The following is a 24,512-nucleotide window of genomic DNA, read 5'->3' on the forward strand; positions in this document are numbered from 1 at the left end:
AGTTCTCCATGTCCTTGAATCAACATAGGTCATGTGTGGCGATAATAAAAATTCATTAATTTCATGGATTGCATTCTTGCAAAGAATAACGCCGCCCCATCAATGCCAGAGCTCAAGATTGTTCATTCAACATCACGAGCACCCGGAAAATATAAGCTTGGGCCTGCGCTTACATCCGGTGATGTTCCAGCAAGAAGTCCACGAACAATCGCACCCGCGCCGGCATAGCCGCCCCGCCGACGAACACCGCATGAATCGGTTCCTCGTCCCCGGGGTTCCAGGCTTCCAACAGCGGAACCAGTTCGCCGCGCTGCAGATCCCCTCTCACGGTGAACTCACCGATACGTGCAATACCGGCACCTACTCGCGCGAGTTGTGCCAGCGCTTCACCACTGCTGCATTCGATGTTGCCGCTGACCTTCAGGGAAAACTCTTTTCCATCGCGGATAAACGGCCAGTTAGGTTCAGCGCGCCGGAAGTTGAAGCGCAGGCAGTTGTGCTGTAGCAGGTCCTCCGGTTCCTGGGGGATACCGTGGCGTTGCAGATACTCGGGCGATGCCACCACTACCTGGCCGGTGTCGCCGATCCTGCGCGCGGTCAGCGGGCTGTCGGGCAGATGGCCAAAGCGGACCGCGACGTCGGCCTGTCCGCCGAGAATATCGACCACTTCGTCGCCGAGGGTGAGGTCGACGACAATGTTAGGGTAACGGGCGCTGAATGCTGCGACCAAAGGAACGATGGCCAGCCGTCCATGGCCAAGAGCGGCACTGACTCGCAATCGCCCCCTGGGAACGCCTTGGTCGGCGATGGCTTCTTCGACCTCGTCCATGTCGGCCAGGATACGCCGGGCGCCGCGCAGGAACGCTTCGCCCTCGGCAGTGAAGGTGATCGCTCGGGTGGTGCGCAACAGCAGGCGGGTGCCAAGACGTTGCTCGGTACGCGCGATGATCCGACTGACTGCCGAGGGTGTCAGGCCCAGTGCACGCGCGGCGGCCGACAGGCTGCCTTCCTGCGCCACGGTGGTGAACACGCTCATTTCACCTGACCTACCGTTGAAGTCCACTTGTGCCTCCTGCGCAAAGGTGATTACCCAAAATGCCAACTACCGCCTAAAAAGACTGGATCGTAGCATTGACGGCACAGATAAGGAGCCTTCCATGCATATCAATCCACCACTTGTCGCGCTCGCCATCGGTGCCTTCGGCATCGGCGTAACAGAATTCGCCCCCATGGGCATGTTGCCGGGTATCGCTGCGGATCTGGGCGTTTCCATTCCTGCCGCCGGTTTGCTGGTCAGTGCTTATGCGTTGGGCGTATTGCTCGGCGCACCTCTGATGACCCTGACCACCGGCAGGATTCCCCGGCGCTATCTGCTGATCGGGCTCATGGCAATTTTCACCCTGGGTAATCTGATGTCAGCGCTGGCCACCGATTACTACAGCCTCCTGGTCGCCAGGGTGGTGACCTCACTGAACCATGGTGCATTTTTTGGCGTTGGCTCCATCGTCGCCGCCAGCGTGGTCGCCCCGGAGAAACGTGCCGGGGCGGTTGCGGCGATGTTCATGGGCCTGACCCTGGCGACCATCGGTGGTGTGCCGATGGCCACCTGGTTTGGTGAACTGTTCGGTTGGCGCACCGCTTTCTGGGGAATCACCGGCCTCGGCGTGGTGACCATGGCCGCGTTGTGGTTCGCCCTGCCTAACCTGAAGACGCCGCAAAGCGGCGGTGTAATGGCCGAAATTCGGGTACTGGGGCGTGGTCCGGTGCTGGGCGCGTTGGCCCTGACCGTAGTCGGATCCAGCGCAATGTTTACCGTCTTCACCTACATCGCGCCGATCCTCAGCAGCGAGACCCATGGTTCCACCGCCTACATCACTGCCATGCTGATGCTTTTTGGCGTGGGGTTGACGCTGGGCAATCTGTGGGGCGGCAAGGCCGCGGACCGCTCGATAGATCGCACCTTGATCGTCTCGCTCAGCGTTCTGATTCTCGTCTTGCTGGCGTTTACCCTGCTGATGCGTTGGACAGTGCCGGCGGCTCTGGCCATCCTGGTATGGGGTATCGCCAGTTTCGCCCTGGTGCCGCCGCTACAGATGCGCGTCATGGAAGCAGCGAAGGACGCGCCCAACCTGGCCTCTGCAGTGAACATTGGCGCCTTCAATTTTGGCAACGCGATTGGCGCGGCGTTGGGCGGAGCGGTAATCAACGCGGGTCTGGGTTATCCGGCGATTTCCCTGGCCGGAGCGGCGATGGCTGCTCTGGGGTTGCTGATGGTGTTGGCGTATGCCTGGCGTTCCAGAACGATTGAAGCAGCAGTGGTGTGACGAAGATGAGGGGGGAACTGCTCCCGATAGCGGTGCATCAGTCATAAATAAGCTGACTGACAGGCCGCCATCGGGAGCAAGCCCCCTCCCACAAATTGTGTGCAGGCAAGCCAATCCTCATTCCACTTGTGCCGCATGGGTGACCTGCATTGTTAAGCGCTGGCGCCCTGCACACCGCATAACCCTGTGGGAGGGGGCTTGCTCCCGATAGTGGGGCACCAGTCACAAATAAGCTGACTGACACGCCGCTATCGGGAGCAAGCACCACAAGTCTGGACGTTCTGTTATAAACACCCCCCTCAAATCACGGACGACGACCATGCAGATACGCGAGATGACTCACGATGACTTACCCGGCGCCAACGCCCTGTGCCTGGAGGCGTTCATGCTCGCGGTTGCGCCCTCGCTGTCGGCGCAGGGCGTGGAAACCTTCGTCAAGGTGGCCGCACAGCAGGCGTTTGCCGAACGAATGGTGGGTGACAACCTGATGCTGGTTTGTGTCGCAGAGGGACGCTTGACCGGGCTGATCGAGCTCAAGGAAGGGCGACATGTGACGATGCTGTTCGTTACACCGGGCTTGCAGCGCCGTGGCGTTGGCAGGCGCCTCGTGAACGCGGCGCTGGAGCAGGCCAGGACCAATGTGGTGACGGTGAGGGCGTCGTTGTCCTCAGTGGCCGCTTATGAACGTTACGGTTTTACGTTGGCGGGGGACGTAGGCGAGTTTGCCGGGCTGGTCTATCAGCCGATGGAAAAGCAGCTGACTGCTTGAGAGCCTGCTTTCAGTACCAGTAGCTGCCGCCCACGCCCCAAAAAGGGACGGATTTATTTTCCGCCTCAGCGTTGCGAAGCCTTGGCTCGACGACGCCAATGCCGCACCACCGCCGTGAGGGCGACGAGTGCCAACACCCCGAGAAAGATCGGCAGGCGATACGGCTTCAAATCACCCAGCAAATGCTGTAACGCCTCGCCGGCCCAATATCCGGCGCCGACGAACAGGGTTGCCCAGATCGCCGCACTCAGCACATTGATCAGCGCGAAGCGCCAGGGAGCCAGACCGCTTGCGCCTATCACCATGGGGCCTACAAGGCGCATTCCGTAGAGAAAGCGTACGGCGAATACAGACGTCATGGGATGGCGGTGGATCAGGCCCTCGACCCGTTCGATTGCAGAGCGGTGTCGCTTGAGTTTCGGCAGCAAGCGCTCACCGGAATAACGCCCGGTCCAGAACAGCAACTGATCACCCAATAAGCCGCCCAGCGTGGCCCAACCGATCACATGCAGCGTTTGCAAGGTGCCCTGATGGGCTGCCATTCCACCGAGGATCAGAACGGTTTCGCCTTCCAGCAGGCAGCCGATAAAAATGACCCAGTAGCCGTAGACGGCTATCAACGCATTGAGGTCTAGATGTTCGAGCATGCGATCTCTCTTGCGGAATGCGAGCACGTCCGGTTGTTCATGAATATCCAGCTACGTTAGTTCGGTGGCAATCACAGCAAGTTCCCTTATCTACAGTTGAAACGATTTCTGCAGCGCGCGCGCCAGCATTTGCCGGTTTCATCCCCACGAGATGCCGGACTGCGCGTGAATACAACGTCAGCAGGGTGAGGCTCATCGCAAGGTCACTCCAGTCCATGTCTCACCCCCGCACCAAAATGAACGATGAGGTTGCAACAATGACTATCTCGCGAAAATCCCCCGAGCCTCAAACCTTGAAGCCATTAACCGCAGCAGGGGCTTGAACATGAACGTCGGCTTTTTCAATCCTATGCAGAGGGCCTGCGCTAACGCTCCAGAGCAATGGCATCAGCTCCAGCAGCAATGCGCATCGGTGAGGTGGGGTCGTTCGCTGCACGCCATATCGCTTCGGCGACGTCTTGGGCCTCAGTGACGACAGTGGATTGCGACCACTCGGTAAACACCCGCTGCGCCAGATCGGAGTATGCCTCTGGGATGCTCCCCTGCATTCGTGGTTGCGCATTTTTACCGAAGTCTGTCGTGGGAGCCCGCCCCGGCAGCACCAGGCTCATCCGAACATTGAACGGTTCAAGCTCCAGCGCGAGAGACTCGGTGAAGGCATTCACCGCAGCCTTGCTGGCGGTATAGACGCTTAGCAGGGGTAACGACTTCATCGTGACGCTTGAGGTGACATTGACCACAACCCCGGACTTACGCTGCCGAAACTGCGTTAGCACCGCTTGAGTCATCGCCATGGTGCCAAAGGTGTTGGTTTCAAAAATGCCACGAATCGCTTGCATCGAGATGCCTTCAAGGGCCCCGAGCAAACCGATACCGGCATTGTTGACCAGCACATCGATGGGGCCGGCAGCCTCTACAACCTGTTGAATGCTGTCAGGGTCTGTGACGTCCAGGGGCAGCACGCGCAAATGCTCGGAGGCCTCCAAGAGTTTTTCGTTCGGGTTGCGCATCGTCGCAATGACCTTCCAGTCACGCTCGAGAAAATATTGCGCGGTGGCCAGACCAAAGCCGGAGGAGCAGCCGGTAATCAGCACAGTCTTCATGGAAGTTTCCATTCGTTGATTGACAGGACTGCAACGATAGGCTGTCGTGGTCGGACTTAATATCATCGCCAGTCCGCGAATCTTTCGCAGGAGTCCGAGATGTTCGACCCGCTCACCGAAGTCGTCACCCTGCTGCAACCCGGTGCCTCGCTATCCAAGGTCGTCACCGGTGCCGGCGCTTGGCGCGTTCGACGCTCGGTGTACGGGCAACCCTTTTACTGCGCGATTCTCGAAGGGGGTTGCAGGCTTTCAGTGGCCGGGAATCCGGCCCTGAGTTTGCAAGCCGGCGACTTTGTGCTGATCCCGGCCGCCTACGACTTCACGATGATGAGTGTCGAGCCGCTGGCCGCCGAAGACGCCGATACAGTGCCTGTAGAGTTACGGCCGCGGCACATCCTGGTGGGCACACCCGATATTGCGGCCGACGTTCAATTACTGGTAGGCCACTGCACCTTCGGCTCGCCGGACGCTGAGTTACTGATAACCCTGCTGCCCCAACTGATCCACGTTCGCGGCGAACGCCGACTGACCGTGCTGGTGGAACTGCTCACCGAGGAAGCGCGTGGGCAGCGCCCGGGGCGGGATGTCATCCTGGCACACCTGCTTGAAGTGCTGTTCATCGAAGCCCTGCGCTCTACCACCACCGAAACCGCACCCGCCGGCCTGTTGCGCGGGCTCGCGGACGAACGTCTGGCGATGGCAATACGCCGAATTCATGAGCGCCCGAACCAGCCATGGACAGTGGTGCAACTGGCCAGAGAAGCGGCCCTCTCCCGCTCCACCTTCTTTGAGCGCTTCAAACAAGCGATGGGCATGGCACCCATGACCTATCTGCTGACGTGGCGAATGGCCCTGGCCAAAAACCTGCTGCGTACACGAGACGACAGCATTGCCGAAATTGCGCAACGGGTCGGCTACAGCTCCGTGAGCGCCTTCAGTGTTGCCTTTACACGCTATACGGGCATTACGCCTGGACGCTATTGGCAAGCAGTCATCGCTGAATGACCCCCGGAAACAATAGTGGCCTGGCAGCTGTTTCTCGTCGCGCTCAGGACACGGGGGATCGGCTTACGCAATTTCGGACTTTCACAAAAATTTTGCTCAACTACGCTGTGTTCATCTGAATCCGTTTTTCCCATGGATGGCCTCAATATGCACCTTGATAGGCCGATAGGATTGGTATCACTCAAGAGGCGGTTTCCCATGTTCAACAACAAGTTCAAGAAGCAGCTTGAAGCGCAGGCAAGCGAGCTGTCGGAGCTGCGCCAACTGCGCGATGGTTTGAACCGTGAAATGCTGAGGCTAAGTATCGATTCCACCTTCAAAATTACGGCCTGCAACGAAAACTTTGCCAATGCGTTGGGCTATACCCCGGACCGGCTGACAGGTCGTCCCATGGCCGAGATCGTGCCGCAGTACGTTTCCAAGCTGCCATGCTTTCATAACTTTCGAGCGGCGGTAGCCGCAGGCAAGTCCATCACCGATGAGTACCGGTACCTGCATGCCGATGGCTCGTTAGTGTGGATTCATGCCCACTGGCAGCCCATCACGGATGAGAGCGGCCAGTTGAGCCACATCACGTGCTACGCCACGAACATTACCTCCCGTGTAGAAAAAGCCTCGGAAAACGCCTCCTTCATTGAGGCATTGCTTCGCTCGACGGCGGTGATCGAGTTCGATCTTTCCGGGCATGTCCTGAAGGCCAATGACCGGTTTCTACAGGCGATGGGCTATAGCCTGGCACAAGCAAAAGGCAGCCATCACCGTATTTTCTGTAAACCAGAGGAAACTTCGTCCCAGGCCTACAAGGATTTCTGGTCAACGTTGAACCGGGGTGAATTTGTTGCCGGCCGGTTTGAACGTGTCGACAGTCACGGCCAAACCGTATGGTTGGAAGCAACCTACAACCCGGTTTACGACACCGAGGGCAACCTTTGCAAAGTGGTGAAATTTGCCACGGTGGTGACCGATCAGGTTGCCCGTGAAGAGGAAGTCAGTGGAGCGGCCCAGACCGCATTTGAAATATCTCAGCAAACGGATGTCAGCGCTCAAAGGGGCGCAGTCGTGGTCAACGACACGATGCACACCATGCGGAAAATCGCCGCTGATATGCAGGCCGCGTCGGGGGGAGTCGAAGCGCTTGGCAAACAGTCACTGTTGATCAGCTCGATTATCCAGACGATCAGCAGCATCGCCCAGCAAACCAATCTTCTGGCGTTGAATGCGGCAATTGAAGCGGCTCGCGCGGGTGAGCAAGGGCGAGGTTTTGCGGTGGTGGCGGATGAAGTTCGCCAACTGGCTGGACGCACCAGCACGGCCACGGAAGAAATCGCCTCGGTCGTCTTGCAAAACCAGAAGCTGGTGGATGAGACCGTCTCTGATATGGCCAACAGCAAGAACCAGGCTGAGCAAGGTCTTGAACTGGCCACACAGGCAGGCCAGGTCATTGTCGAAATTCAGGATGGCGCCAAGCAAGTGGTCGATGCGGTAGGCCGGTTTGCGACGCAGTTGGCTTAGCGAGCGAGGTGGGCCGCAGGCGACCTCGCTCAGGCAGGGACGGCCCTTGGCCCACGAGGCCGGGTCGCCTCAGTCGAACTTGACCAAGTCCTTGAAAATCAGCTGCCCCCAGCTATTTCCACGCGCCTGCACGAGTAGCCCACCTTCCGATAGCCCGCCAAGCTTGATCGGCGAGAAACCGAGGTTTTGCGCAAGCACGGCGACCTCCGCCATGCCCTGCTCGTCGTCGCTCGCCAGGAACACGACACGCCTTCCCCCCTGTATGGCCGGGTCTTGACCCAGGACGCCGGCAGCCAAATGGTTGAAGCCCTTGACCAGTCTGGCTCCGGTGAAGGCTTGAGCGACGACTTTGGAAGAAGGCTGCCCTCCCAGCTCTTCGGGCGGTACGCCGTAGGCGTTGGTCACATCGATAACGGTCTTGCCTTGCCAGCTCGGCAGCGCCTTCGCGACATCCGGGTGAGACTCAAAACGCACAGCCAAAAAGACCCAGTCCGCCTGGAGGGCTTGCGCCAATGTCGCAGGAATCACCCCTGGCCCGATCGCGGCCGCCTCGCGAGCAAAACTTTCAGGACCGCGAGTGGTCGCAACGCAAACTTCGATGCCGCTGCGGGCAAACGCTTTAGCCAGGGCCTGGCCGAGATTGCCGAAACCGATAATTGCATAGTTCATACATGTTCCTTGGATTTGCCACGCCCAACGGGCTCCCCACATCGGTGGAGCGAGCGGCGGGCGTAGCGAGTCAGATTTGCGCCAAACCGCCGTCGACGGCGACCTCACTGGCGGTCATGAAGCTGCTGTCCTGCGACGCGAGAAACGCGGCGGCGGCGCCGATTTCAGCGGGTGTGGCCATGCGCTGCAGCGGATTCATCGCAGCGAAGACCTGCATGCCTTCTTCACCTAGCGCGGCTTTCGCAAGTTCGGTCGCCGTGGGCCCGGGCGACAGCACATTGACCCGGATCCCAGTGCCCTTCAGATCCTGCGCCCAGGTCCGCGCGAGGTTGCGCACGGCCGCTTTGCTCGCGCTGTAGACGCTGAAAGCCGGGGCGCCGGTGGTGCCGGCGCTCGATCCGGTCAAGATGATCGAACCACCCTGCCCCATCAACGGCAGCGCTTTCTGGACCGTGAAGATCAAGCCCTTCACGTTGGTTTCGAAGGTTTCATCAATGTGCTCGGCCGTGAGCTGACCAAGCGCAAGCGGGCTGCCCGCTCCGGCATTGGCGAAGACGATGTCGAGGGTGCCGCGCTCAGCCTTCACCGCTGCGTAGAGTCGGTCAAGGTCGGCCGGCTCAGAGACCGAGCCCTTCACCGCACGGGCATTCGGGCCGAGCTCGGCCACAGCAGCATCGAGTGCTTCCTGTCGGCGGCCAAAGAGGTAGACAAAGGCCCCCTCCTCGACAAAACGCTTTGCCGCAGCGAGGCCGATACCGGTGGCGCCGCCGGTGATCACGGCGGTCTTTGCATTCAGTCTGGTCATGTCGTGCATCCTTCGTTGGCGTTGTACCCAAACAGGCAATTGCCTGCTTGAGACCCAGGATGCGGGCCTGATAACCTAAGGACAAGTATGCACCTTTTGGTAAGTATCAAAAAAATGACGAAGACTGCTGAAATCTGTGACACCGGTTGCGGGCTCAACGCCACGCTGCGCATCATCTCGGGCAAGTGGAAACCGCTGGTCTTGTTTTTCCTGCGCACCGGCCCGAAGCGCTACGGCGAGCTGAAACGCTTGATCCCCGGCGTCAGCGATAAAGTGCTGATCCAGCAGTTGAAGGACCTGGAGGCCGATCACGTATTGGCGCGAACCGACTACAAGGAAGTGCCGCCACGCGTGGACTATGCGCTGACACCGCTGGGCGTCAGCCTGGCTGAAGCGATTGTGCCGCTGTGTACCTGGGGGACTGAGAATGCGGCGCAAATGGCGCGTATTTTTGCCAAGCGTGATGCGGTGGTTTAGCGGGGGTGCGGGAGGCGGCCAATACCGCCGACGCCGGATCAGCAAGACCCAACATGCGGACGCCGGTGCACACCCCGCCCAAGCGTTTAAATGCTCCCGACTTTACTCACCCGATCCAGGGCCGTCGGTCAAAGCGTAGACACGGTCCCCCCATCGATACGGTACTCAGCCCCCGAGATCGAGGCGGCAAGTGGTGACGCCAGGAAGCTGATCAGATCGGCCACCTCTTGAGGCTTGGCTGGCCTGCCCAGTGGAATTCCGCCGATCGATGTCATGACAATGCGCTTGCCGCCTTCATAGTCTGTTCCAGCCTGGACCGCCAGCCGCTCTGCCAGCCTTACGGACGCCTCGGTTTCAATCCACCCTGGCGCGACACTCAGCACACGTACGCCTTTGGGCATGACCTCTTTTGCAAGGGACTTACTGTACGTGGTGAGGGCCGCCTTTGCGGCAGCATAGGCGGTGGTGGCTTCGGGCAGAGGCATCAGGCGCTGGATCGAACTCACGTGAATGATCACACCTGAACCTTGGGCAAGCATGGCGGGCAACAGGGCTCGATCAAGACGGACTGCGGGCATCAGATTCAAGTTCAGTTCCGCCAGCCAGTGTTCGTCCGTGAGGGCAGCAAACCCACCACCGGGAGTCTCTGAACCCCCGAGCACATTGATCACGACATCGACCCCGCCCCACTCCTTGAGAACTGCCTGTGCGAGGTGCGCCACGCCTGCGGACGTCGTCAGATCCGCCGGGATGTAAGTGACACCCTCCACCGCTTGTGCCGGCATGACGCGCGCTGATGTCGCCACGCGTGCACCGGCCTCCACCAGGCTTTGTACAACGGCGGCGCCAAGGCCCTTCGTGCCGCCGGTAACCACCGCCCGTAGCGCGTTAAGCCGAAGATCCAGGCTCATAGGGTAACCTCCAGGCTTGCAATCAGACCCTGTTCAAGACGGAACAAGAACTTGAGATCAATCGGGCTGCCTGAAAAATTGCCGGCCACGTGGCTGTGAACAGCAATCACATCACCCCTCTGTTCAATCAAGAAAGGCTCCGTGGTGCAGGTGTAAAGGGTTGATGCCTCGGCCTTCCATGCCGCGATGGCATCGCGGCCGGTGTGGGTCTGCCCCTTGTCTCTGACCACGCCCTGCAACGTGAAACAGCGAGCGACGGCATCGGGGCCTTGGCTATCCGCGGCGAAATACGCGGCGATGGGATCTGGAAGAGTAAGCACTGACATGAGGGACTCCTTGATTGGGATGGCTCATAGGATGTGCCCTGGTGATCCTTTCAAGAATCCTCCAAAATCAGCATTGGCTATTTAGAGAACAATGCATAATGCGCGGATCAGAATTTGCTGAGCTAAAGGCCTTTGTCGCCGTAGTGGAGCGTAAAAGCTTCGCAAGGGCCGCAGAGCACCTGGGCCTGTCGCCCTCTGCACTCAGCCAGACCATCCGACAGCTCGAAGACCGTATCGGCGCACGCCTGCTGAATCGCACGACTCGCAGCGTCGCGCCCTCGGCGAGTGGCGAGCAGCTCTACTCGCGCATAGCCCCGATGTTTCGAGAGATCGCCGTGGCCGTGGCCGAAGCCAGCGAGACCACAGGTCAGATGAGTGGCACGTTGCGCATCAACACCCTGGGGATCGCAGCGAGGACCATCATTGCCCCCAGGCTGTCACGCTTCCAGCATGCGCACCCTGACGTAGTACTCGATATCGTGGTTGACGATACGCTGGCAGACATCGTCGCTGGCCGCTTTGACGCGGGTATCCGCGTAGGTGGGCAACTCGAAAAAGACATGGTTGCCGTTCGGCTCACCCCCGACTTGAAGATGATGGCCGTGGCGTCCCCCGATTATCTCGCGCATCGAGGCACACCCCACTCCCCCGTCGACTTGCACGAACATGCGTGCATCAACTGGCGGCTTCAGTCAGACGGCAAACCCTATCGCTGGGAGTTCAAGAAACGGGGGCAGTCGTTCGAGATCGCGGTGGATGGCCCTATCGTCACCAATCACCCTGATATCGGCGTTGCTGCGGCGGTACAGGGCCTCGGCATTGCCTACCATTTTGAGCAAGATGGCGTGGGTGAGCTGTTGGCCCAAGGAAAGCTGGTTCAGGTGCTTGCAGACTGGTCGATCACCCGTCCGGGGCTGTTTCTCTACTACTCGAACAGGCGGCACAGGCCGGCTGCCCTCGGTGCATTCATTGACTGCCTGTTGGATCGCGAGCCGTTCGATCAAACGCCGCCGAGGTCTGCTGACAAACTCTGAGGACCAGGGTGACGCGACGTCATCAGGCCGATAAAAGAAATCGCCAGGGCCAAGCCAATGGTGGTGGTGACTTCGGTACGGTGCTCCGGGGTGAGCATCATCACCGCCAGCGCCGCGCAGATGAATACGATGACCAGCCACGTCAGCCATGGAAACAGCCACATGCGAAAGGTCAACTCGACATTGCGCTGACGTAATAGACGGCGCATACGCAACTGCGAGACCGCAATCGCCAGGTACACCAGCAAGGCAATCGCGCCGGAACTGGCCAGCAGGAACTCGAATAGCCCGGCAGGCATGAAATAGCTCCACACGGTGATCGACGCACCGAGCACGGTGCTGGCAATCACCGCTGCACGCGGCACGCCTGCCGCAGAAGTCGCCTTCAGGGCTTTGGGCGCATCGCCACGACGCCCCAGCGAATACAACATGCGCGAGGCGATGTAGATCGAGGAGTTCATGCAACTGGCCACGGCAATCAGCACGACGACGTCGACCATGAACTTGGCATGGGGGATGTTCATGATTTCCAGGGCGCGCTGATAAGAACCTACCGAGGCCAGCAGCGGGTCATTCCAGGGCACTACGGAGATGACCACGAAGATCGAGAGCAGGTAAAACACGCCGATACGCCAGATCACCGAGCGCGTGGCCTTGGCGATATTCTGCGCCGGGTTATTCGACTCGGCTGCCGCGATGGTCACCGCTTCAGTGCCGATAAAGCTGAACATGATGGTGATGAAAGCGCCGACCACCGCCGACAGGCCGTTGGGCGCAAACCCGCCGTGCTCGGCCATCAGGCCGCTCAGCCCACTGACCTCATGATCGGGCACCCAGCCCATCAACACCGCAAAGCCGACACCGATAAACCCGATGATCGCCACGACCTTGGCCATGGCGAACCAGAACTCGAACTCACCATACTTGGACACGCTGAACAGGTTGGTCACCACCAACGCAATGATCGATCCCAACGCGAACAGCCAGGCATCTACCTGCGCAAACCATTGGTTCAACACATGCCCGGCCGCCAACGCTTCGATAGGAATCACCAGAACCCAGAACCACCAGTAAAGCCAGCCAATGGTGAAACCGGCCCAGCGCCCGATGGCTTGATCGGCATAGGTCGAGAACGAACCGGTGTCCGGATTGGCCACCGCCATTTCGCCGAGCATGCGCATGACCAGCACCACGAGCAGCCCCGAGAAGAGATAAGCCAGCAGCACCGCCGGGCCCGCCGCCGCAATGGCATGGCCGGAGCCCACGAACAACCCAGCGCCGATGATTCCGGCGATGGACAACATGGTGACATGACGAGGCTTGAAGCCCTGCGCCAATTGGCTACTCGAATCCATTGAGTTCGGGCTGATCATTGGTTTTTTTATTCTCTGCTGATCGACATTTGGCGAGTGGAGTCAGTTAACGAGGACTATCGCTGCCTGATGAGCTTCCCGAAAGAGGCCCGTACAACCGCCGCAGTTCTTATCGGACCCATCGTCATGATGTGGTCGGTTTGGTGGAAAGACACTTCACAGTACTTGGCCCTTGCGCTGACTGAGTAGCCTGATTGCGTCGTGGTCATGTCTGATATCGACACGTCAGGGGGTTTTGTTCACGGTTGAAACCAGTGGGTCACAAGAGAATGGCGATAATTATCTTATGGGGGGGGTGAGTGCTCTTTTAACGAGGGGGATTGCTGAGAGTGCGATGTTTAGAGATTTCGGCCTTCAGATGGTTGGGAGGTATTAGCCTAAAGTCGATGTTCATGAAAGGTCACTTTCGGCCAGAAGCGGGCGTTCCCGAGCCCAAAGCTAGCCCAAGATGTTGACCCTGGGCCGTAATTGGACACTAGCGCTGTCGGGGTATGGGGTATCTTGCCTGCTCCACATTGCAGTACATTCTAGTCTGAAGTAGACAACCAACCGATCCGGAATTAGTAATTTTACACATCGAGATAGTCATGGAAAAGACATTGCAATCAAGCTGGTTTCATTGGTTCAGAAAAAAGCTAATAACTGAGTTCAATCTAGACATCAGAAAAATGAAGAGCTACCAGCCCGACATAGCTCCAATAATTTATTGCTGCATGCAGCATAAACGCATTACACCTCGAAACAGGACTGTGTTCCTAAGCAATGAATTCAAAAATAGCAAATGGGCGAGCGATGAAATATGGCTTTCCTTGCAAAGAAAAATTGAGTCTGGAGAAGACATAAACGGATACATGAGCAAAAGAGTAAATGACTGGCAATCAATTGATTATTTACTTTACACATGCAATATCTCTCACTTTCACTTATACAAAAATCAAAAAGGCGGGATTAGAGAGGAGCTAGTTTTTGGGGTTTTTACGAAAGATTATTTTTATACCATAATCGTTGGCGATCATAATGATGTATACAATGCGGATAAATTAGTTTCAATTGCTGCATCAAGCTGGCCCAACCTAAATATATTCAAGAAAAGCGACCTGTCGACGCCCGCAGAATCTACATTTAATCCAAGGGAATTTAAGCGCGTTGCGAACAACAAAAATCTTCAGTTCAACTTGATAAATCCAACAGCATTCATCGATCATGAAGGCCAGCTAAAAGTTATCGACAACCACCAGAATACAGCTTTAACAAACGTCACCCTAAACAATATAGATATTGGAAAAATACCTCTCAAGGTATATTTTGCCTATGAAAACGAGGTGAAATATCTAACCGACCTTGACGCAAGGTTATATGGTGAATACAGCGCTAAAAGAATGTCACTTTGCATTAATGATAAAAGGGGTGACTACTCGATAGAAATTCACCGCCAGCGCAGCCTAAATAAAACACACAGAATACCCAGGAAATATATTACCTGTAGTCTTTATGAAAGATTCAAGTGAGTCAGAGGCTGCCAGAAGTTTCGATTTAACCGTTCAACGACAGCTATCGACCCAGGTTGTGTAAAACGGTTGCACCGCTTTGACGTCTACGTTGCTACGTGAAATCTGCTAGTAGCGCGATTTTCGGTCTGCCTCTGACCGTAAACTCTGCTCTAAAACGCTTTATACAGCCGGTCAAAAGCCGACCATGGACACGCGGATAACGTATGCATAACCTGCGAACGTTTATGTTGCTTTTCTGGCTGATTCGCGAGTTATGCATGGACGGGGAGCGTTATGCAACACAAACGGTTAAATACTAAAGAAAGGGAACAGATTTATTTATCTGATCAAAACATAATACAGTTATTATGTAGCATCACACATACAAAATTTGGCTAGGAGCGATATTTCCCAACCGGGATAATTAATCGCTATGCGCCACCCAATATTTAAATCTTCCTAAGTCCACCCAGGAAAGACTAGGGTTCGATTGTCGTGGTCTAGCTTTAAATTTGCATACTCTGCTTTAGATAAGATAACAATATCGAGAGTTTCCTCTCGAAATTCGTAACTTTCTTGTAGGCCGACTTTAAGAGCACTTATAGCCGCTTTGGCGGACGGGTGTGAGTATACGATCATCAAATCGATATCACCGTTTAGCTTACGCCGAAGATGTGAGCCAAATAGATAAAAAGCTAGACCGGGTGCCGGCTTCAGATTTACGATGGCCCGTCTTACTCTGGTGATGCGATTTTCTCTATCGCTATTCGTCAAATAGTTTAGGTACTTTTCTCCAGTTAGTCTGACAGCACCCATAAACTCTGCTAGTTTGAAAAGGCCAACACCTCGCTCAATGCAAAGTCGCTTTGCTGAATTTGTATAGCTGCTATATGGACAAGAGCAGAGAATGGCATCAATCGCCGGATCAACTTCTACAACACGGTCTAACGTGTACTCGGTAAAATAATAAGTATGGGTAACGAAAACCTTTAGACTACGACCATCTTGAAGATCAACGATCATTGTGGATTTATTGAGTTCTTCAAGATTATTTATAAATTTGTGTGAGGACAAGAATTTGTCAATTAACGCCCTCACTTGACCGTGTCTAAACTCCAGCTCTTCCTTATCAACTTGCTCCAAGGAGGGCACAGGAATTCCGAGTCGAGTTTTTATGAAATGATCAAATTCTTTGGGAAAGGTTTTATAGTCATTAACCTTGCGATCCATGAGGCAGTTGTCCCGAAAAGCATCCGCGTGCATTTTGTAATTCAGCATTCTTCGATGAGCTTCCCAAGGATGTGTAAAATTCCTCTTATTCCCCTCAATAATATCAATTATCTTTTTATTGTTAGGTATCAATGTATCAAGGCATCGGCGGCGCCATATAATCTGCCTATCTCCTGATTCGTCATTTATTATTGACGAAGAAAATGGCCCATACTCATTAAAGATAGACCTGTTTTCTTCCAGGATATCATTTATTTCTCGCATTAACGCTTGCTCGCCTGTGAAACGAGGTATGGAAAATTGGTTCGATATTTTTTTTGCATGCTCGACTTTCCAGCGACGCATTTCCGCGACTGAATACTGTTCTTCGAGCTCATCAACAATTTTATGGCAGCTTAGGCATAACATTATAAGATTATCAAAGCCATTACGATCAATGCTTTCAGCCAATGCATGCTCGCTGCGAGGCCCGTCAGCTCCGTGACCTATAATATGTGCAACATTGACTAGACTTACAATATCGTTTCCGATCTCTGTAAAAAGTGACTTATTGCAATCGGGTCGCTGACAGAATCCGCCGCACTGAGACCAGAGTTGACGGCTTACATTAGTTTGGAGTGATTTCCTGGCCATTTATTGCCTTATCAAATTTTTGGGACTCTCATTAGTATAACCGAATGTCGGACTTGATCACCAACTGCCTTGCACACGGCATTGAAGCTGGACGAAAATGCGAAAATGGGGGCGAACTTATTTTTCGGAAAATAAATCCGCCCTAATTTTTCGCTTTTCTAATTAACGGACTTCATGCACTGTCTCATTTTTAATCCTTGTCAAGTTATTCTCTTTTTTCATATGGGCCCATATGCACGCTACAGCGGCGCCGATTCCAAAAAGTGAGAAGTTCACCCCTAAAGTAAGCCATATACTCTTCAAGTTTTCGGTTACACCAGTTGCAAGAGTTGCTGATGCTAGAGCTCCCACGCCGAGACTCAAAAGGAAAGTAGTTAAGGTTAAGAAAAGGTTGAATAGGTTATTTAGTGTACTTAAGGTATCAAGATTGTCTTCAATCAACAGATACAGCTTAAGTGAAAAAAGGGGGGCAGACCACATTTAAAAAGGTGATCTGACCCCGTTTTTTCCGTTTCCCTCCCCGTTTTCCTCCCCGTTTTCCTAAATGCGAACGACACGATCAGAGACTTGGCCAAAGAGTTTCAATATAAGCCAATTCAGCATCAATAATTGCTTGAGCACTAGCCATCAGCCCATTAGATACAAATAATTTTGAGTTACGGACATCCAGCACACATAACCTATCTCCTTCAAGAACAAGCGCCGACAATGACAATTCCATAATAGAATGTACGAGATCAACTCTGTTCTTAGCCAATGTATCAGCTTTTGTATAAAGCTTTATTACGTGTCGATGCCCATCAAACTCAACGCCCAACTCAGGATTAACGGAGATAGTGAAGTTATGATAAGAGTAGCTTCCTCTCGGCGGATTGAACCAAGTAATATCCTTCCTTCCCCACCACTTTCTATATCCTTCAACCATGTCAGAATAATTTTCTGCCTTATGGGCTGGTAAGGCTTGCAAAATTTCACCAAGCGAATCTTTAGATCTACCCAAAGAATGAACTTCAACAATCCCCTCGCGAAAACGACGATAGTAATCCGTCGCAGGAGAATAAGCCTCCCGATTTTTGATTTCTCGAACTTTAGTGACCCGAGGAGTACCGGCCTTTGAAAAAACATCAACTAAATCTGTAAGCGATAATGAGGGCATATTGCATCCTTATACCATCAACAAATTTACCGAGAAGAAGGCAAATGGCTATTATGAGAATCTTAGTCGCTCAAAGCACGTTGTCAAGTGGAGTGACTACGTTAGAGACCGTGATGTAACAAAAAGCTTGCGGAACTGCTTAAGAATGCAATCCCAGCCACTCATTAAGCATACTGGAATCGTAGGGAGTGAGGTAAGTACATTAATGGTAATCTGGCTCAATTTTACACCACCTCTATATCTTGAGAAAAAGCGGTGTAAGCCACACAGTTTCCTCAGGAGCAGATCCATTTTTTGTCAGTGACTCTTAATGTTTCTACTGCAATAATAAAAAGCCCTCCGACATATTTAATAACGAAGGGCTGCTAGGCTGTTCTTAATCTCCTGGCTTATGCTTGTGGATAGGTAAAGTTGGGTGTTTTTTATCGTTGGGTGGGTCCACATGACGCCTACGATCGTCCTTGCCATCCTCACGCTTGGGCTTCGGGCCTGGCTTGATATCAGTAAACATAAATACTCCTTTAAATATGATGGATGAGAAGCTTTGAAAACATAGCACATAGTCATCCACCTCGCTTATATCGCCAAAATAACGACGCTGCCCAGCCGGGCCTTTAGACGAGGGCAGCGGAGGTAGATAGGCGCATTTTTCGCTTTAGCTAAAAAGGCAAAGGATTTCTTTATTACGGTAATATCGTTAGTTATTGAATCGCCTCGACTTTATAGACGATACGTGACCGCTCACGGCGAACGCTGCCGGTCAGGAATGGCAGCGTTCGGCCGAAATCGGCCTATCGCAACCTGCGACTACATCCCCAACGGCCTTCAGCTCACACCGCGCTCGGATGATCCGTGCCAAGCAGCAAACAGGAGGGTTAACCGCGTTTGTGGGCAAACTGCCATCAAAAGATATGCATAATAACCCCATTGCCTAGCCCCTCGGATTGGTCGGTGCCCGATGATAGCCCTGTTCGTCCTGCTCGCCGCCCTACCCTCCCTGACCCTACTGTGGGTACTCCACCGCCAACGCCAGGAACACTGTGCGCTGCTGGCGGATTTAGACGTGGGCGTATTGCAACTGACCCGCAATGGCCGAGTCTGTTGGCATAACCCGGCCGCCGCCGAATTGCTCGGTTGTGCCCGTACCCCGCTGCTGGGCCTGCGCCTGCGAGAACGCTTGCCTCAGTTGACCGCGCCTGCCGGTACGGTGCAGGTCACGGGCGACGATGGCCAGCCACGCGCGCTGCATATCAGCCAGCAAAGCACGACCTATGCAACGCAATGGCTGTTGATCCGTCCGGTGCTGGTCGAGGCCGAGCGCTTTCAGCGCAGCCAGTATTTCGCTCGCATCGGTACCTGGGACTGGGACATCGACACCAACCGCCTGTACTGGTCCGACGCCATCTTCGGCATGTTCGGCTATTCGGTCGATGAAGTGACACCCAGCTACGAGCTGTTCTGCAATGCGGTTCATCCGGACGATCGGGCCGGTGTGCGTGCCGGCGAATTACGCTGCATCGAAACCGGCGAGAACCACGACGAGGAGTATCGGGTGGTCTGGCCGGACGGTACGCTGCGCTGGCTGCGCGAGACCGGAAACGTGATCAAGGATGAACTTGGCACGCCCATCAAGATGATGGGTGTGGTGCGTGATATCACCGAGGAGAAAGCATGGGCCCATCAATTGCACCGGCTAGCCCACCATGACCCGCTGACCGGCCTGCCTAACCGTTTAACGTTCGAGGAACGCCTGGAAAGTGCCCTGGCTCTGGCCCGGCACAACCACAGCCGGGTTGCACTGGTGTTCATCGACCTCAACGGTTTCAAGGCGATCAACGACACCCTTGGCCACGCGGCCGGCGATCAGGTCTTGAAGACCACCGCGACCCGCCTGCACGAAACGCTGCGCAACTCGGACAGTGTGGCGCGGCTGGGCGGCGACGAGTTTGTCGCCGTGTTCGAAGGTTTATCGGCCGAACGCGCCCCCGAAGACGAGGCCCGGATGATCGCGCAGAGATTGCTGGCCTCGCTGGACGCCCCCATCAGCCTGGGTAACACGCAGCAGGTAGTCGGCGTCAGCCTGGGCATCGCCCTCTTCCCCGATCACGCGCAGACGCGCGACCAACTGATTCATGTCGCCGATCTGGCGATGTACGAGGCCAAGCGCAGCGGCGACAACCAGTACCGCCTGGGCCAGGCGCAGACTCAGGTGCTGCGCGCCCGCAACAGCTGAATGCAAACTACGTTGGGGCATCCCTGGCCGGACGACCCTTTAGCATCAACCCCTCGCAACGACCGGTGCATGTTCGGCCATCAATTCTATTACCCAGTCGATAAACACCCGCACCTTGGTACTGACATGACGGTTGGGCGGAAAGGCCAGATACATCGGCATCGGTTCCATCTGCCATTCCTCGAACAGCGGCAGCAGCTCGCCGCTGGCAAGGTGCGGTTTGGCCATGTACTGCGGTAGCCAAAGCACGCCCAGGCCCGCCAGCCCTGCGGCAAGGTAGGCATTGCCATCGTCGGTGATCAACAACGGGCGGCCTTGGACCTCGATGATCTCTTCGCCGCGCTGCAGGGTGTAGGGCAAGGCTTTGCCTGTACGCGACCACAGAAAGCCGACCGTACTGTGCCGGCCCTCCTCCAGCTCATGTGGATGCGCCGGCCTGCCGAGGCGCTGCAGGTAGTCTGGCGTGGCATAGATGCCGAGCTTGAGGTCCCCCACATGCCGTGCCACCAGGGACTGATCGGTGATCTCGCCGCCACGGACTACGCAGTCGATGTTCTCGCCAATGATGTCGATGATGCGATCGCTCACGCCCATGGTCAGCTGGATTTCCGGGTAGCGCGCATAGAAGCCTGGCAAGGCGGGTATCAGTACCATGCGCGCCAGCGGGCTGGGCACGTCCACCCGCAATCGGCCGCGGGGCGCAGTCGATGCGCTGGACAAGCTGGTCTCGGCATCGTCCATATCGGCCAGCAGCCGGATCACGCGTTCATAGTAGGCCGCGCCATCGGCGGTGATGTTGACCTTGCGTGTGGTGCGGTTAAGCAGGCGCACGCGCAGCCTTGCTTCCAGTTGCTGGACGAGCTGCGTCACGCTGGTCTTGCTCATGTGCAGGGTGGCTGCCGCCTTGGTGAAACTGCCGGTTTCCACCACTCGGACGAAGGCCTGCATCGCATCGAAACGGTCCATTTCACGCCTCAATAGGTCGGGATAGTTTGGATTCTACAAACAATCATGACCAGAGTTGCTGGTTTATCCAGGCCGGCGGCCTTTCTACAGTGGCTCCCTCTTGAACAGCGGGCCGCGATGGCCCTGAAGGAGCTAGGCCATGACCCCTAAACGTGATGTCGTTTTCCCGCCTGACCGCCATGCACTGTACGAACTGCACCGCTATTCGCCGGCGATTCGTTCCAATGGCTTTCTGTTCGTATCCGGCCAGGTCGGCAGCCGCAAGGATGGTTCGGCCGAGCCGGACCTCGCGGCACAGGTGCGCCTGGCCTTCACCAATCTCAACGCGATCCTGGCAGAAGCCGGCAGCAGTTTCGACGATGTGGTCGACACGACCATCTTCATGCTCGACCCCGACTCGAAGTTCGAAACGATCTGGGAAGTAGCGGCTGAGTACTGGGGCGAAGCGCCCTACTCCACAGCGACCGCCATCGGCGTGACCTGGCTGGCCGGCTTCGACTTCGAGATCAAGGTGATCGCCAAACTACCGGAGGCCCGCTAGCACGCGCGTTTCCATCAGCAACAGGGCGTCGGCTCGGTTGCAAAATGCCCACTTGATCATGAGCGCGACTAATACATTATTGAAATCAATTCGTTTTTGTTCATGCAGCCCCCTCCATAAAATACCGGCAGCTCTTCACTGAGGCGCCCTGAAGGCTGCCACGGGAGAAAACAGACTATTGGCCAGAACTGAAAGGCAATCAGCCCATTCAGTTCTGGCAGGTAAAAACGGGGTGCAAGGCACGATGAACGAAGAACTCACATTTTCTATCAAAAGCGTCTGCTTTGATGAGCATTACACGCCTTCAGACAACACCCGAATCACGACCAACTTCGCCAATCTGGCCAGGGGTGAGAGCCGTGAAGAGAATTTGCGCAACACGTTGAAGATGATTGACAACCGCTTCAATGCGCTGGCGCACTGGGATAACCCCACGGGTGATCGTTACAAGGTCGAGCTGGAGATCATCTCCGCCGCAATGAGTATCGACGCGCAAAGCCGAGACAATGCGGTCCCGTTGATTGAAGTGTTGAAAACTACGATTGTCGATCGACAAACCGGTGAGCGCATCAACGGCATCGTGGGTAACAACTTCTCCTCTTACGTACGCGACTATGATTTCAGTGTGCGGTTGTTGGAGCACAACAAAAACCAGTCCGGTTTCAGTACGCCAGAAGACTTTGGCGATTTGCACGGCAAGCTGTTCAAGGGCTTCGTCAATTCAACGACGTACAAGCAGCGCTTTGACAAACCGCCGGTTATTTGCCTGAGCATTTCCAGCGCCAGAACCTACCATCGAACCGAGAATCAGCACCCAGTGCTGGGCTTTGAGTACGTGCAGGATGAGTACTCATTGACGGATGAATATTTCAAGAAGATGGGCTTGAAGGTTCGCTATTTCATGCCGCCGAACAGCGCTGCGCCGCTGGCGTTTTATTTCTCGGGCGATCTGCTGGGCGATTACACCAACCTTGAGTTGATCGGCACCATCAGCACGATGGATACCTTTCAGAAGATCTATCGGCCGGAGATCTATAACGCTAACTCGGCGGCCGGAAAATCCTATCAGCCGAGCCTGAAGAACCAGGACTACTCCTTGACTCGGATCGTGTACGACCGAGAAGAACGCAGTCGGCTGGCGATCGAGCAAGGAAAGTTTGCCCAAGAACAATTTATCAAGCCCTATCAAGCCGTACTTGAGCAGTGGTCTGTCAGTTGCGCTCTTTGATTAATTGAAAGCCAAGGTCATTTTTCATGAAAAAACTGTTACCCACTTCTACCGCAGGCAGCTTGCCCAAGCCTTCCTGGCTTGCTCAACCCGAGACGCTCTGGTCACCGTGGAAATTACAAGGTGATGAACTGGTTGAGGGCAAGCAAGATGCGCTGCGCCTGTCGCTGCATGAACAACAGTTGGCCGGAATCGATATCGTCAGCGACGGTGAGCAGACTCGTCAGCATTTCGTAACGACCTTCATCGAGCACCTCGACGGCGTTGATTTCGAAAACCGCGAGACGGTCAGGATTCGTGATCGTTACGATGCGAGCGTGCCGACCGTCGTGGGCGCCGTCGCTCGGAAAAAGCCGGTCTTTGTTGAAGACGCCAAGTTCTTGCGCCAGCAAACCGGGCAGCCTATCAAGTGGGCCCTGCCAGGCCCGATGACGATGATCGATACCCTCTACGATGCTCATTACAAGAGCCGTGAAAAGCTGGCCTGGGAATTCGCCAAGATTCTCAATCAGGAGGCCAAGGAGCTGGAAGCTGCCGGGGTCGACATCATTCAATTCGACGAGCCGGCATTCAACGTGTTTTTCGATGAAGTCAACGACTGGGGTGTCGCCACGCTGGAAAGGGCGATTGAAGGGCTTAAATGCGAAACCGCCGTGCATATCTGCTACGGCTATGGCATCAAAGCCAACACCGATTGGAAGAAGACACTGGGCTCGGAGTGGCGACAGTACGAGGAAGCCTTTCCCAAGCTGCAAAAATCCAGCATCGATATCGTTTCGCTGGAGTGTCACAACTCCCATGTCCCCATGGAGCTGATCGAACTCATTCGAGGCAAGAAAGTCATGGTCGGCGCCATTGACGTGGCCAACCATGCCATTGAAACGCCCGAGGAAGTCGCCAATACCCTGCGCAAAGCACTTCAATTCGTCGATGCCGACAAGCTCTACCCCTGCACCAACTGTGGTATGGCGCCCCTGCCCCGTCGCGTCGCCAGGGGCAAATTGAACGCGTTGAGTGCTGGCGCAGAGATCGTTCGCAGAGAGCTTCTGAACGCACGCTGAGCTACGTTCCGCGGTGGCGTACGCCGCTTGCACAATTGGAGAAGGCTGGAGCCAGCCGGATTTTCGGGCGGCTTCAAGCCTTGCTTAACCACGTCAGTTGCACTCTATTTAGGAGCTGTCATGTCACTGATGGGTAATGCCATTGATTCATTGCGCTTTCGCGAGGCACTGGCGCACTACGCTTCGGGTATCACGGTCATCTCGTCACACGTCGATGGCGAACCGATTGGTTTCACCTGCCAGTCGTTTTATAGCGTGTCGATGAGCCCGCCACTGGTGTCATTCAGCGTCATGGCCAGCTCGGCGAGCTATCCAAAAATTCGTCGGGCAGGTCGATTTGCGGTCAATATCCTCTCGGGCGAGCAGGTCGAAATTTCCAACCAGTTCGCTCGGCGAGGCACGGACAAATGGCACGGCGTCCACTGGCAGGAATCACCCTTGGGTAATCCGATCATAGTCGGCAGCCTGCATTGGCTGGATTGCGAGATTCACGCCGAGCATGCGGCAGGTGACCACTTGATTGTGATCGGGGAAGTGAGGGCGTTAAATTTGCAGGAAGTCGTTGCCACGCAACCCTTGCTGTATTTCAAAGGGCAGTACCGCAACCTCGCCGCGCATGGTGCGTGATGAGGGGCAAACCATAGACCTTGAACGCCATCATAAGCCTGGCTTTTCGCTTTGATATCGTCCTGCGCGCTCTGGCGTTGCGATGACGGCGCATATCAACGTCTCGCTGTTTGCGCACGGCATCAACATTCATCTGCAAACCCGTCTATATTTCGACGACGAACCTGAGGCCAATGCACTGGACCCGGTACTGAACCTGATCGAGCAGCCCCATCGTCGCGCCCCCTTGATCGCCAAGCGCTGTACCGTGGATGGCCGGTTGGCCTACTGCTTCGATATTCATGTCCAAGGCGCAGCAGAAACCGTGCTTTTCGATTTCTGACGCCCAAGCAACACCTTGGTGCCTGAACCGTTCAACCGAGCACAGGCATACAAGACCTCGGGTCCGGTTT

At 55.5% G+C, this 24,512-nt stretch carries 22 protein-coding genes and 3 pseudogenes; 14 read left to right on the plus strand and 11 right to left on the minus strand.

Going from position 1 to position 24,512, the window contains the following annotated elements; genetic code table 11:
- Positions 1-169 precede the first annotated feature (169 nt).
- Entirely contained in the window at positions 170-1,063 is an 894-nt protein-coding gene (locus tag DK870_RS25905; RefSeq protein ID WP_161550097.1) for a LysR family transcriptional regulator, read from the minus strand.
- 94 nt (positions 1,064-1,157) lie between these two features.
- Between DK870_RS25905 and DK870_RS25910 the strand changes: the two genes are divergently transcribed.
- On the plus strand, positions 1,158-2,324 hold the full coding sequence (locus tag DK870_RS25910) for an MFS transporter (RefSeq protein ID WP_161550098.1): 1,167 nt from the start codon (positions 1,158-1,160) through the stop codon (positions 2,322-2,324).
- Between the two features lie 319 nt (positions 2,325-2,643).
- On the plus strand, positions 2,644-3,093 hold the full coding sequence (locus tag DK870_RS25915; RefSeq protein ID WP_081087032.1) for a GNAT family N-acetyltransferase: 450 nt from the start codon (positions 2,644-2,646) through the stop codon (positions 3,091-3,093).
- A 65-nt stretch (positions 3,094-3,158) separates the two neighbouring features.
- Here the strand turns inward: DK870_RS25915 and DK870_RS25920 are convergent, their stop codons facing one another.
- Positions 3,159-3,740, minus strand: a complete 582-nt coding sequence (locus DK870_RS25920) for a DedA family protein (protein ID WP_060755381.1) — start codon at positions 3,738-3,740, stop codon at positions 3,159-3,161.
- Between the two features lie 365 nt (positions 3,741-4,105).
- Positions 4,106-4,843 carry an SDR family oxidoreductase gene (locus tag DK870_RS25925; RefSeq protein WP_161550099.1) on the minus strand — a complete coding sequence of 246 codons (738 nt, stop codon included), beginning with the start codon at positions 4,841-4,843 and terminating at the stop codon, positions 4,106-4,108.
- A gap of 99 nt (positions 4,844-4,942) precedes the next feature.
- Between DK870_RS25925 and DK870_RS25930 the strand changes: the two genes are divergently transcribed.
- The 3 genes and pseudogenes from DK870_RS25930 to DK870_RS30085 form a co-directional block, all read left to right on the plus strand.
- Positions 4,943-5,848 (plus strand): AraC family transcriptional regulator, encoded by a 906-nt coding sequence (locus DK870_RS25930; protein ID WP_161550100.1) that lies wholly within the window; start codon positions 4,943-4,945, stop codon positions 5,846-5,848.
- A gap of 288 nt (positions 5,849-6,136) precedes the next feature.
- Positions 6,137-6,823: pseudogene (locus tag DK870_RS30080) on the plus strand (PAS domain-containing protein); the annotation flags it as partial.
- A gap of 102 nt (positions 6,824-6,925) precedes the next feature.
- A pseudogene (locus DK870_RS30085) lies at positions 6,926-7,360 on the plus strand (methyl-accepting chemotaxis protein); the annotation flags it as partial.
- Positions 7,361-7,429: 69 nt separating this feature from the next.
- Here DK870_RS30085 and DK870_RS25940 read toward each other — a convergent pair.
- Both DK870_RS25940 and DK870_RS25945 read right to left on the minus strand, forming a co-directional pair.
- The gene (locus DK870_RS25940) at positions 7,430-8,029 is read right to left on the minus strand and encodes an NADPH-dependent F420 reductase (protein ID WP_161550102.1); all 600 of its coding nucleotides are present in this window, start codon (positions 8,027-8,029) and stop codon (positions 7,430-7,432) included.
- A 70-nt stretch (positions 8,030-8,099) separates the two neighbouring features.
- Positions 8,100-8,834, minus strand: a complete 735-nt coding sequence (locus DK870_RS25945; protein WP_161550103.1) for an SDR family NAD(P)-dependent oxidoreductase — start codon at positions 8,832-8,834, stop codon at positions 8,100-8,102.
- 114 nt (positions 8,835-8,948) lie between these two features.
- Here DK870_RS25945 and DK870_RS25950 point away from each other — a divergent pair, with 114 nt between their 5' ends.
- Complete coding sequence (locus tag DK870_RS25950; RefSeq protein ID WP_060755465.1) at positions 8,949-9,311, plus strand: helix-turn-helix domain-containing protein; 363 nt, start codon at positions 8,949-8,951, stop codon at positions 9,309-9,311.
- A gap of 128 nt (positions 9,312-9,439) precedes the next feature.
- Here DK870_RS25950 and DK870_RS25955 read toward each other — a convergent pair whose 3' ends face one another.
- Both DK870_RS25955 and DK870_RS25960 read right to left on the minus strand, forming a co-directional pair.
- Positions 9,440-10,222, minus strand: coding sequence for an SDR family oxidoreductase (locus DK870_RS25955; protein WP_161550104.1), 783 nt, complete (start codon positions 10,220-10,222; stop codon positions 9,440-9,442).
- Positions 10,219-10,548 carry a nuclear transport factor 2 family protein gene (locus tag DK870_RS25960; RefSeq protein WP_161550105.1) on the minus strand — a complete coding sequence of 110 codons (330 nt, stop codon included), beginning with the start codon at positions 10,546-10,548 and terminating at the stop codon, positions 10,219-10,221. The genes DK870_RS25955 and DK870_RS25960 overlap by 4 nt, the downstream gene beginning before the upstream one ends.
- A gap of 98 nt (positions 10,549-10,646) precedes the next feature.
- Here DK870_RS25960 and DK870_RS25965 point away from each other — a divergent pair, with 98 nt between their 5' ends.
- Positions 10,647-11,582, plus strand: a complete 936-nt coding sequence (locus DK870_RS25965; RefSeq protein WP_161550106.1) for a LysR family transcriptional regulator — start codon at positions 10,647-10,649, stop codon at positions 11,580-11,582.
- Here DK870_RS25965 and DK870_RS25970 read toward each other — a convergent pair.
- Positions 11,549-12,955: an amino acid permease gene (locus DK870_RS25970; protein ID WP_161550107.1), complete on the minus strand. Its 1,407-nt coding sequence runs from the start codon at positions 12,953-12,955 to the stop codon at positions 11,549-11,551. The two genes, DK870_RS25965 and DK870_RS25970, sit on opposite strands and share 34 nt — an antisense overlap.
- 587 nt (positions 12,956-13,542) lie before the next feature.
- Here DK870_RS25970 and DK870_RS25975 point away from each other — a divergent pair.
- The gene (locus tag DK870_RS25975) at positions 13,543-14,463 is read left to right on the plus strand and encodes a hypothetical protein (protein ID WP_161550108.1); all 921 of its coding nucleotides are present in this window, start codon (positions 13,543-13,545) and stop codon (positions 14,461-14,463) included.
- A gap of 441 nt (positions 14,464-14,904) precedes the next feature.
- On the opposite strand, the gene DK870_RS25980 is transcribed toward DK870_RS25975, so the two are convergent.
- Both DK870_RS25980 and DK870_RS25985 read right to left on the minus strand, forming a co-directional pair.
- A complete protein-coding gene (locus tag DK870_RS25980) occupies positions 14,905-16,125 on the minus strand; it encodes a nucleotidyltransferase domain-containing protein (RefSeq protein WP_256679920.1) in 1,221 nt (406 codons plus the stop codon).
- A gap of 742 nt (positions 16,126-16,867) precedes the next feature.
- The gene (locus DK870_RS25985; protein ID WP_161550110.1) at positions 16,868-17,464 is read right to left on the minus strand and encodes a hypothetical protein; all 597 of its coding nucleotides are present in this window, start codon (positions 17,462-17,464) and stop codon (positions 16,868-16,870) included.
- Positions 17,465-18,422: 958 nt separating this feature from the next.
- Between DK870_RS25985 and DK870_RS25990 the strand changes: the two genes are divergently transcribed.
- The gene (locus DK870_RS25990) at positions 18,423-19,697 is read left to right on the plus strand and encodes a sensor domain-containing diguanylate cyclase (protein ID WP_256679921.1); all 1,275 of its coding nucleotides are present in this window, start codon (positions 18,423-18,425) and stop codon (positions 19,695-19,697) included.
- 45 nt (positions 19,698-19,742) lie between these two features.
- Here DK870_RS25990 and DK870_RS25995 read toward each other — a convergent pair whose 3' ends face one another.
- The gene (locus tag DK870_RS25995) at positions 19,743-20,663 is read right to left on the minus strand and encodes a LysR family transcriptional regulator (RefSeq protein WP_161550111.1); all 921 of its coding nucleotides are present in this window, start codon (positions 20,661-20,663) and stop codon (positions 19,743-19,745) included.
- A 139-nt stretch (positions 20,664-20,802) separates the two neighbouring features.
- Between DK870_RS25995 and DK870_RS26000 the strand changes: the two genes are divergently transcribed.
- The 5 genes and pseudogenes from DK870_RS26000 to DK870_RS26020 form a co-directional block, all read left to right on the plus strand.
- Positions 20,803-21,204: a RidA family protein gene (locus DK870_RS26000; protein ID WP_161550112.1), complete on the plus strand. Its 402-nt coding sequence runs from the start codon at positions 20,803-20,805 to the stop codon at positions 21,202-21,204.
- 244 nt (positions 21,205-21,448) lie between these two features.
- The gene (locus DK870_RS26005; protein WP_161550113.1) at positions 21,449-22,432 is read left to right on the plus strand and encodes a DUF1852 domain-containing protein; all 984 of its coding nucleotides are present in this window, start codon (positions 21,449-21,451) and stop codon (positions 22,430-22,432) included.
- A gap of 26 nt (positions 22,433-22,458) precedes the next feature.
- Positions 22,459-23,493, plus strand: a complete 1,035-nt coding sequence (locus tag DK870_RS26010; RefSeq protein WP_090371824.1) for a methionine synthase — start codon at positions 22,459-22,461, stop codon at positions 23,491-23,493.
- A gap of 120 nt (positions 23,494-23,613) precedes the next feature.
- Positions 23,614-24,120: a flavin reductase family protein gene (locus DK870_RS26015; RefSeq protein WP_161550114.1), complete on the plus strand. Its 507-nt coding sequence runs from the start codon at positions 23,614-23,616 to the stop codon at positions 24,118-24,120.
- Positions 24,121-24,190: 70 nt separating this feature from the next.
- A pseudogene (locus DK870_RS26020) lies at positions 24,191-24,442 on the plus strand (protocatechuate 3,4-dioxygenase subunit alpha); the annotation flags it as partial.
- Positions 24,443-24,512 lie beyond the last annotated feature (70 nt).

The organism is Pseudomonas sp. Q1 (genome assembly GCF_009935975.1).
Lineage (GTDB): Bacteria > Pseudomonadota > Gammaproteobacteria > Pseudomonadales > Pseudomonadaceae > Aquipseudomonas > Aquipseudomonas palleroniana.

Excerpts from the sequence above, each read along its gene's own strand:
- DK870_RS25955 (WP_161550104.1), bottom strand. The coding sequence starts at position 10,222 with ATGAGCCTGGATCTTCGGCTTAACGCGCTACGGGCGGTGGTTACCGGC.
- DK870_RS25920 (WP_060755381.1), bottom strand. The coding sequence starts at position 3,740 with ATGCTCGAACATCTAGACCTCAATGCGTTGATAGCCGTCTACGGCTAC.
- DK870_RS25975 (WP_161550108.1), top strand. The coding sequence starts at position 13,543 with ATGGAAAAGACATTGCAATCAAGCTGGTTTCATTGGTTCAGAAAAAAG.
- DK870_RS26005 (WP_161550113.1), top strand. The coding sequence starts at position 21,449 with ATGAACGAAGAACTCACATTTTCTATCAAAAGCGTCTGCTTTGATGAG.
- DK870_RS25995 (WP_161550111.1), bottom strand. The coding sequence starts at position 20,663 with ATGGACCGTTTCGATGCGATGCAGGCCTTCGTCCGAGTGGTGGAAACC.
- DK870_RS25970 (WP_161550107.1), bottom strand. The coding sequence starts at position 12,955 with ATGATCAGCCCGAACTCAATGGATTCGAGTAGCCAATTGGCGCAGGGC.
- DK870_RS25910 (WP_161550098.1), top strand. The coding sequence starts at position 1,158 with ATGCATATCAATCCACCACTTGTCGCGCTCGCCATCGGTGCCTTCGGC.
- DK870_RS26000 (WP_161550112.1), top strand. The coding sequence starts at position 20,803 with ATGACCCCTAAACGTGATGTCGTTTTCCCGCCTGACCGCCATGCACTG.
- DK870_RS25985 (WP_161550110.1), bottom strand. The coding sequence starts at position 17,464 with ATGCCCTCATTATCGCTTACAGATTTAGTTGATGTTTTTTCAAAGGCC.
- DK870_RS26015 (WP_161550114.1), top strand. The coding sequence starts at position 23,614 with ATGTCACTGATGGGTAATGCCATTGATTCATTGCGCTTTCGCGAGGCA.
- DK870_RS25950 (WP_060755465.1), top strand. The coding sequence starts at position 8,949 with ATGACGAAGACTGCTGAAATCTGTGACACCGGTTGCGGGCTCAACGCC.
- DK870_RS25915 (WP_081087032.1), top strand. The coding sequence starts at position 2,644 with ATGCAGATACGCGAGATGACTCACGATGACTTACCCGGCGCCAACGCC.
- DK870_RS25930 (WP_161550100.1), top strand. The coding sequence starts at position 4,943 with ATGTTCGACCCGCTCACCGAAGTCGTCACCCTGCTGCAACCCGGTGCC.
- DK870_RS26010 (WP_090371824.1), top strand. The coding sequence starts at position 22,459 with ATGAAAAAACTGTTACCCACTTCTACCGCAGGCAGCTTGCCCAAGCCT.
- DK870_RS25960 (WP_161550105.1), bottom strand. The coding sequence starts at position 10,548 with ATGTCAGTGCTTACTCTTCCAGATCCCATCGCCGCGTATTTCGCCGCG.
- DK870_RS25945 (WP_161550103.1), bottom strand. The coding sequence starts at position 8,834 with ATGACCAGACTGAATGCAAAGACCGCCGTGATCACCGGCGGCGCCACC.
- DK870_RS25940 (WP_161550102.1), bottom strand. The coding sequence starts at position 8,029 with ATGAACTATGCAATTATCGGTTTCGGCAATCTCGGCCAGGCCCTGGCT.
- DK870_RS25990 (WP_256679921.1), top strand. The coding sequence starts at position 18,423 with ATGATAGCCCTGTTCGTCCTGCTCGCCGCCCTACCCTCCCTGACCCTA.
- DK870_RS25965 (WP_161550106.1), top strand. The coding sequence starts at position 10,647 with ATGCGCGGATCAGAATTTGCTGAGCTAAAGGCCTTTGTCGCCGTAGTG.
- DK870_RS25925 (WP_161550099.1), bottom strand. The coding sequence starts at position 4,843 with ATGAAGACTGTGCTGATTACCGGCTGCTCCTCCGGCTTTGGTCTGGCC.